Source organism: Nostoc sp. CALU 1950 (assembly GCF_051172895.1).
Classification (GTDB): domain Bacteria; phylum Cyanobacteriota; class Cyanobacteriia; order Cyanobacteriales; family Nostocaceae; genus Nostoc; species Nostoc edaphicum_A.
On sequence record NZ_JBDNJQ010000109.1, the window covers coordinates 20,357 to 28,307 of the forward strand.

Sequence of the window (7,951 nt, forward strand, 5' to 3'; positions counted from 1 at the left end):
AACGGGCAAACAACAACAATGAGTGAGCCGTCGCACCAACAGCCTGACCAAAGTTTAAATATTTCAGGCAGCGTCCTTGAAAGTGTCCAAATCGGTGGCATTGCAGGACGTGACCTTAACCTTACTCAAATTCAAGGTAGAGTGGGTACCCTCAATGTCTTTGGTACAGTTCAGGTGGCTCAAATCCCCATCAGTGTAGCTAAACCAATCAGTCAAAAAGAATATCGACGACGTACTGTTTTCCTAAATAGGGTCAAACAAGACTGGATTGAAGGAGTCCTAAAAGGATCATTACACACTAAAATCCTGATTGATCTGGGTTTAGAAGAACGAAAAGAATTTGTTCAGAACCTATTAAGCGGTGTAGAAGAATTTCCTGTAGACTCTAGAAAAGTTTTTTCCGAAGGAACAGCTGCAACCGATATTTTTGAGGGAATTGGTGCTGGTCGTACTCTTTTGATTTTGGGGGAACCTGGTGCGGGGAAAACAGTGACCCTGCTGAAGCTAACGGAGAGCTTAATTGCTCGAACGGAAAATAACCTGAGCCAGCCCTTACCAGTGGTGGTAAACCTATCGTCCTGGGCACAACAGCGAAAGTCCATCACCAATTGGCTGGTTCAAGAACTTTTTGAGAAGTATCACGTACCCAAGCCGTTAGGCAAAGCTTGGGTGGAGCAGGAGCAACTGATCTTGCTATTGGATGGTTTAGATGAGGTTGATGCCAAGTATCGAAATGACTGCGTGAAAGCCTTAAATCAATTCATTCAGGAGCATGGCTTGACTGAAATGGTGGTATGCAGCCGTATCCAAGATTATAAACGGCTATCTGAGCGCCTGAAGTTACGTAGTGCCATTTATGTTCAGCCATTAACGTCGCAGCAGATTGATCAGTTCCTAGAACGGGCAGGAGAGCAATTATCCGCCTTGAAAACAGTTCTCCAACACAATGCTGAACTACGGGCATTCGCATCCTCACCACTAATTCTGAGCATCATGAGTTTGTCCTATCAAGGGTGTTCCTTGGATAACATTATTCAAGGCAGAACAATTCAGGAATATCGTCAACGTCTATTCGACACTTATATAAATCGGATGTTTGAAGGAGCTAGATTAGCTTCTTATACGAAAAAAATATCAGAATCTGCACAAAAGTATCCGAGAGAGAAAGCGCAATATTGGCTGATTTGGATGGCTCAACGAATGGCTCAAGGCTCAGAAACAATATTTTTAATTGAGGAGTTACAGCCCAGTTTTTTATCCCAGCGACAAAGATTTGTTTACCGAATAGAAAGTGGTCTCATTGCTAGTCTCATTGGCGGCTTAATTTGTTGGCCAAGCGGTGGACTAACTAATGGGTATCTTGCCTTCTGGTGGATCAATACAACCCTGGTTATAGCTTTTGTTGTGGGACTTTCAGATAATATTAAAACGGTAGAAACACTGAAATGGTCTTGGCGAGAAGCAACAATAATTTTTCGTCAGATAACGGTTATCCTTCTAATTAAAACACCGATTTTTAGTCTAATTATTGCAGTTATTTTTAGTCTAATTTTTTGGTTCGTCATCGGGCTTTGCATGGTATTTGTTTATGTGCTTGATGGGCGATGGCGAAGTAGTAATGTAATTGATGGGCTGATTGGGGGGCTGATTGGGGGGTTACTTGTTGGATTACTTACTGGACTGATTGTTAGGCTGATGTTCTGGTTGATTAGCAGGTTGAGTGGCAACTTTAGAAGAAAAGAGACTCAAAAAAATTATATTTCTTACCAAGCTATTTGGAAAATAGTCAAGATTGCCTCAGTTATTGGTATATTTTTTGGCATAGTTGGCGGAATACATGATGGGCTGATTGTGGGGCTGAGTACTCAGGGGGCGATTTATGCAATGCTCGGTTTGCTCATTATCGGGCCGCTGTTTGGATTACTTTTCGGATTGTTTTTTGCATTGATCATCGGGCCGTTAATTTTGCTATTAGCTGGGCCAATTTACGCACTGATCGGTGGATTCAGAGGATCTGAGATTCAGCAAAAAAACATTCCAAACCAAGGTATTTGGAAATCAGCCAGAAATGCCTTAACTATTGGGATGATCATTATGCTTGTTTTTGTAGCTTCCAGATTGTTTCTTGAGTTTACTAGTGGAGTGAGTGATGAATGGTTGATGAGTTTACTAAATAGCGGGCTAAGTGGCGGTATGATTTGTGGTGGTTCAGCCTGTTTACGGCACTTCATCCTGCGACTTAGGCTTTACCGACAGGGTAATGCTCCGTGGAACTATGCCCGCTTCCTTGACTACACCGTTGATCGCCTTTTCATGCAAAAAGTAGGCGGCGGCTATATTTTCGTCCACCGTATGTTGCTAGAACACTTCGCTCAGATGAATTTAGAATCTAAATAAAAAATTTTTCTTAATTATTTTTAACTAAATAATTTTAACATTTCAATACTCTTCTTGGTTAAGCGGTTAAGAGTTGCGCCATCACCTAGAGGGAGATCCCTTTAGTCTGTCTTCTTTCTTGTCGCTCTGCTTCTTCTCTTATTTGTTGCAATACGCGCTCTGCTTCTTGCCAAAGCTGAATATCTTCTATTTCTACTTCACCTACAATAATTGGCGAATACTCAAGTTCACCTGACTGGTTTCGGTTGACTGCCACTCGAAAAATCTCACCTCGTTCATCATGGGTAAATACCAGTTCTCTACCCTGCTTCTCTAGAGTTGCACGTTTGAATCTCAGGCTATTTGAGCCACTTTCTCTTAATTGCCAATTGATTAATTTAACAGCAATAGGTACAGCTTCTGCTAAGAATTTCGACTCTTGACGCTGCTTTTCTGTGAGTGACTGTTCTGGTTCAGACTTTTGAGTTGCCAGTTGATTGCTAGCGATAAGTACCAATTCTCTAGCTTCATCTTGTGTCCATCCGGCTGGACTGGCTTTGATAATTTCTTCAACATCTTGGGGTAGTTTGTTATCTAATAGCGCCCTAATAGCAATTTCTTTATCTCGGTCAGTCACTAATAAGTTTTGCAAGTCAGCGCTGTAATACTTGTATAACTCGGCTCTTAGATTATCTTTTAGCTTTGGTTCATCTGTGGTTATAGTTGGAGTTTGATTAAGAGCAATTGCATCCACTGGTTTTTGTGATCTATGCAGTTGCTCCAAATAAACAATCGCTGCTTCCAGGTCGTCGAATATGGTTCTTCCGGCTGATAGCTGCTGATATTGAGAAAGTTGTTGCGTTAATTCTAATACTGTTTCAGTTAATGCTGATTCAACAGTCGATTGCTCAATATAATCAGAAATTGATAAGATAGCTTTCTTCTCTAGATATGATTTTAACTCAGTCGCAAGCACTGCATCCAGGTCATTAAATGTAGCTTTAGCTGTAACAAGTTCCTCTTTGTATTGAGAAAGTTGTTGCGTTAATTCTAATACTGCTTCAGTTAAGGCTGATTCAATAGTCGATTGCTCAACATAATCAGCAATTGCATCTATAGCTTTCTTCTCTATATGGAATTGTAACTCAGTTGCAAGAACTGCATCCAGGTCATTAAATGTAGCTTTAGCTGTAACAAGCTGCTCTTTGTATTGAGAAAGTTGTTGCGTTAATTCTAATACTGCTTCAGTTAATGCTGATTCAACAGTTGATTGCTCAATATAATCAGAAATTGATGAAATGGCTCTCTTCTCTGTATATGATTTTAACTCAGTTGCAAGCACTGCATCCAGGTCATTGAATGTAGTTTTAGCTGTAAGAAGCTGCTCTTTGTATTGAGAAAGTTGTTGCGTTAATTCTAATACTGCTTCAGTTAAGGCTGACTCGACAGTTGATTGCTCAATATAATCAGAGATTGATAAGATAGCTTTCTTCTCTGTATGGGATTGTAACTCTTGAGTAATCGCCGATGATAGCTCGTCGAATGCGGTTCTACCTGCTGATAACTGCTGGTTATATTGAGAGAGTTGTTCTGCTAATTGTGGTAACGTTTCAACCAAGGCATTATCAACTGCTGACTGTTCAATAAAGTTAGAGATTGTATTTATGAGTTCTGAACTTGCTCGTTGTTCTGCATCTGATTTAGCTGGGTTTATCTGGTGTTTAGTTTCGGCTATAGCTTGAGCTTGTTTAGGTAATGTGGTTGATATTATTTGTTGATTAACTTGGTTATTATCTACAGATTCTAAGAAATTATTTAAACGTTTAATTTCGCTATCATCACGTTTAGGGTCGTAGTTTATCCCCAATTCAGACTGGAGCTTTGTAAATGAACACTTATATTTATTGAGATTACCTCCCTGTTTCCAGAGCAAACGGGAACTACCATCTTCATTAACTGAGCCGACATCAATGCCAAACTTGATGCCCCTTACCCCACCGTGACCGTAATAACTTACGACAGCTTTGACTTGATGCTCTCTCCATAATCGCTCAATTAGCTGGGGCATTGTGGGTTTATTTACTGCCACTTGCTCAATCGCCCGTCGCATTATTTCTTCGCCTGGAAGTCCATCGCGCTCGACTCGTTCAAGCTGATTACGAGTCATAGCTTTCTGCTTACTTTCCCAACTACTCTGTACTTGGGTTAGCTGAAATTCTCGCTCTAGTAGTCGGGCTGAGTGTTCAGAGTGGGCGTAATTATTCCAAGTGCGAATAGATTTACCGTCTAGGTTATTGACTCTAGATGCAACGATGTGAGTGTGGTCGTGTTCTTTATCAGAGTGCCGCGCTATAAAGAAGTCATAAGCTGGTAGTTCAGTTTCTATAAATTCATCAACTAGCTCTTTTAGTTTGATGTCAGCTATCCTTTTATCAGGTTGTTTAACTTGGGATTCATCACCTTGAAGCCGCGATAGTACAATGACCGATGCCAAGTGACGTTGGGATAGATTAGCTAATTCGTCATCATTTAGCGTTCTATCATTTTTCGGTACACTAAGCATCAAGTGATAGCATGGGTCTTTTAGCTGCGGGTTAAGATGGGCTGATAAGGTAAACTGCTCTACCAGTTCATTGGTACTTTTACCATACATATTCCCGCCAATAATCTTAGCTTTCTCTTTCTCTAAGACGTATTTGGTAGTGCCACGAAATGATTTATTAGCTTTGACTTTGGTAATCATTGCGTTGCACCTCCACCGTAGATTGAGTGAGTGATTGGCGAGTCTGTTCTAAAAGTGCGGTCAGTTCTTCAAGAGTTTTCAGATATGATTTCACCTCGTTAGTCAACGGTAGACTACCAATTTTTACAGCTTCGTTAATGGCTCTAGTCTGTTGATTTAGGTTGTTACCAATCTTTTTTAGCTCGTAGATAGCCTGTCGGTTGACTTCGGGAATGGTTAACTTAGGATGTGGTAAAGGGTAGTCAAATAATCTCGCTCTAATATAATCGCTTTGCACCACTCCACTGCACCGTTGCTCTAGTTTAGCTTTCTCGGCATAGCTAGCCCTAAACGTGATGGTTACTTCTCGCTTTTCATCTGGTGCTACTGACCGATTGGTTAATGTGTCAGCTAGTTGATTACTAAGATTGGTACGGGGGTCTGACTGCATAACTAGTTAGGAGTTCATTTATCTGCTTATTCATTTTTTAACCGGGTTATTCGCTGTAGCTGCTATGGCGCGGAGCGCCGAGCAGGTAGGCGGATAACCCGGAACCTCTTGTTGGCTTATCTTCCCCTTTAATAGACCTGTTAAGCGGGGGTTTGGGGGACACCCCCAACAAGCAACCACGCCGCTTTTACCGAAGGTAAAAGTAGCACAAAGTGCGTTACGGCGTATTGCTTGCCTATGCCCCCGCGACAGGCTAGGGTAAACCAGAACTAGGGGGCACAACCGGAGACTGGGGGAGTACGAGACTTTGGCGAACCACGAGTGGCTGTTTGCAATTACCTCGGTGTAACCGAGAGCATGGTCTATTGGGCAATGCTGGCCATACTAGTAATACGAAGGATGTTGATTCATGGGTAACTGCTTTTTTAGACTAGTCTACCTCACGAAGATACAAACCCTTTTCTGTTGATCTTCGTCACATCACGACAAGAAACTTAAACTTTTTTTGACCACGACTTTTTTACAATGGAATAATTTATTACTAATGCTGAATATGTCGCGCAAACCGAAAGCTGTCCCTTTATCAAAAATCGAAGATATTCAAACCAGTCTCAAACAGAAAGCCGCGACACCTAAAACTATCAGCCTGTCAGATTTAGTCCTCAGTTTGGCTAAACCTATTCAAGATATGTTAGACGCTGGCTACTCTTATGACGATGTTTCTGATGTGTTTAAAGGTCATGGGGTAGAACTGGCGGCCAGTGGTCTGAAGAGTTTTCATAAAAAGGCAACAACCTCAACGGAGAATAATTCAAGTAATGAATCATCAGATAAAGCGGTTGAAGAATCAGTTAATTCTGACTCCGAGCCAGAATCAACTGATTCTTCAACCACAACTAATAATGATGTTCCAGCAGTAGAACCGGATAGTTCACTTATTGAGAGTAGTGAACCATCCGGCTCATCATCAACTAAAACTAGTAAACGAAATAAAACAACACCTAAGACTTCTGCCCAATTTAATATCACTGATAGGAGTGAATTATGAAACGTATCGTGATGATACTGGGGGGCAAGGGTGGTACAGGTAAGACTGCCTTTACTCGCTTGCTATTGGATGTAATGCACAATAAAAGCATTAACTATCTAGCTTATGACGCTGATACAGAGAATCCAGAACTGTACGAGTACTATCAAAACTTTGGTTCAGGGGTAAGGCTGTTAAACTTCCTGGAGGTGGCAGAGGCGAAACGCTTCTTTACGGAAATCAAAGCCGAATCACCCGACTCAATAATAGTAGATATGCCGGGGGCATCAAGCAATAAAACCAGGGAGATTATTAGTAAGTTTGGGCTATTCAAGATTGCTGGTGATTTGGGTTATCGGGTAACGCTAGTGACTGTGCTTAACCTTGGGTATTCGGTGATAACCAGCTTAAAAACTATGGCTGACTTCTGCGGCGCTCAAGCAGATTATGTAATAGTGAAAAATCTGTGTTGGGATAAAGGTTCAGGTTTTCAGCGTTGGGAGAATAGCAAAACATCGGCAGCTATTTCGGAATTGAAAGGTATAGAAATAGAAATGCCAGAGCTAGACTACTCGACCTTTGACACGTTGACAGAGAAAGGTCTACCTTACTCGGCTGCTACTGAAGAGAACGGATTTCCCTTTGGAGATTATCTGTTAGTGAGTGGATTTTTAGATCAGGCCAAACCAGAGCTTGAAAAGGCTGGGGTTTATCTAGGGTTACAACAACAAGAAGTTCTGGTTGCTGCTGAGTCGAACACCTCAACTTCAAAACAGCCAAAAGTTACTGCGTCTACTTCTCGTCGGGGTCAAAATAAAAAGAATGAGCAACAACAATAATGGCAACGGCAAGCACAGCAATCTTCACTCTGAAACTGCCGATTCAATAGAGAGCAGTGACCTGGGTGAGGTCAAGATAGCATTGGGCAGATTATATAGAGAGTTTGAAAATTTTAAGCAATCACAAAAAACTGAACGCGAACGCGATAGGGCAGAGTTACAAGCATGGGCGCAAACGAATTTAATTCAGAATCAACTCCTCAGCAAAGCGATGGTGACAATCGAGATGCTGACGACCGAATTGAAGAACCAGAATCTCTGCTCGAACGAGTACGAGCAGAGCAACGAGAATTTGAGGCAAGAATTAATTCCCTTGCTGACGCAGTTAAAGAATACACCCAAGTCCTCATCGACATTAGAGAGCTTAGAATTCAAAGGGCTAAAGAGCGAAGTATTGCAGTTGAAGCAAAACTGGAATCAACTGTTGAATCACACGCAGAAGTTGACTACGGTTATTCAGGAGTTGAAGAACAGCCCTCCGCCCAAACCCATCACCATAGAGAAAGAGGTTTATCGCGCTGAACCCATAGGTAAAT

At 41.6% G+C, this 7,951-nt stretch carries 6 protein-coding genes; 4 read left to right on the forward strand and 2 right to left on the reverse strand.

Translation table 11 applies throughout. From position 1 onward, the window contains the following. Positions 1 to 18 precede the first annotated feature (18 nt). A complete protein-coding gene (locus ABF638_RS25145) occupies positions 19 to 2,397 on the forward strand; it encodes an NACHT domain-containing protein (protein WP_435025640.1) in 2,379 nt (792 codons plus the stop codon). Between the two features lie 85 nt (positions 2,398 to 2,482). Here the strand turns inward: ABF638_RS25145 and ABF638_RS25150 are convergent, their stop codons facing one another. Continuing rightward, positions 2,483 to 5,119 (reverse strand): relaxase/mobilization nuclease domain-containing protein, encoded by a 2,637-nt coding sequence (locus ABF638_RS25150; protein ID WP_435025641.1) that lies wholly within the window; start codon positions 5,117 to 5,119, stop codon positions 2,483 to 2,485. Continuing rightward, the gene (locus ABF638_RS25155) at positions 5,097 to 5,549 is read right to left on the reverse strand and encodes a plasmid mobilization protein (protein WP_435025642.1); all 453 of its coding nucleotides are present in this window, start codon (positions 5,547 to 5,549) and stop codon (positions 5,097 to 5,099) included. Before ABF638_RS25155 ends, ABF638_RS25150 begins: the two co-directional genes overlap by 23 nt. A gap of 505 nt (positions 5,550 to 6,054) precedes the next feature. Here ABF638_RS25155 and ABF638_RS25160 point away from each other — a divergent pair. The 3 genes from ABF638_RS25160 to ABF638_RS25170 all read left to right on the forward strand — a co-directional run. After that, positions 6,055 to 6,597 (forward strand): hypothetical protein, encoded by a 543-nt coding sequence (locus ABF638_RS25160; RefSeq protein ID WP_435025643.1) that lies wholly within the window; start codon positions 6,055 to 6,057, stop codon positions 6,595 to 6,597. Further along, on the forward strand, positions 6,594 to 7,415 hold the full coding sequence (locus tag ABF638_RS25165) for a hypothetical protein (protein ID WP_435025644.1): 822 nt from the start codon (positions 6,594 to 6,596) through the stop codon (positions 7,413 to 7,415). Before ABF638_RS25160 ends, ABF638_RS25165 begins: the two co-directional genes overlap by 4 nt. Next, the coding region (locus ABF638_RS25170) for a hypothetical protein (protein WP_435025645.1) at positions 7,399 to 7,951 on the forward strand (553 nt) is incomplete at its 3' end. The genes ABF638_RS25165 and ABF638_RS25170, both read left to right, overlap by 17 nt.

Bases quoted from the DNA above. Each gene is read 5' to 3' on its own strand.
- ABF638_RS25145 (WP_435025640.1), top strand. From the start codon at position 19: ATGAGTGAGCCGTCGCACCAACAGCCTGACCAAAGTTTAAATATTTCA.
- ABF638_RS25150 (WP_435025641.1), bottom strand. From the start codon at position 5,119: ATGATTACCAAAGTCAAAGCTAATAAATCATTTCGTGGCACTACCAAA.
- ABF638_RS25155 (WP_435025642.1), bottom strand. From the start codon at position 5,549: ATGCAGTCAGACCCCCGTACCAATCTTAGTAATCAACTAGCTGACACA.
- ABF638_RS25165 (WP_435025644.1), top strand. From the start codon at position 6,594: ATGAAACGTATCGTGATGATACTGGGGGGCAAGGGTGGTACAGGTAAG.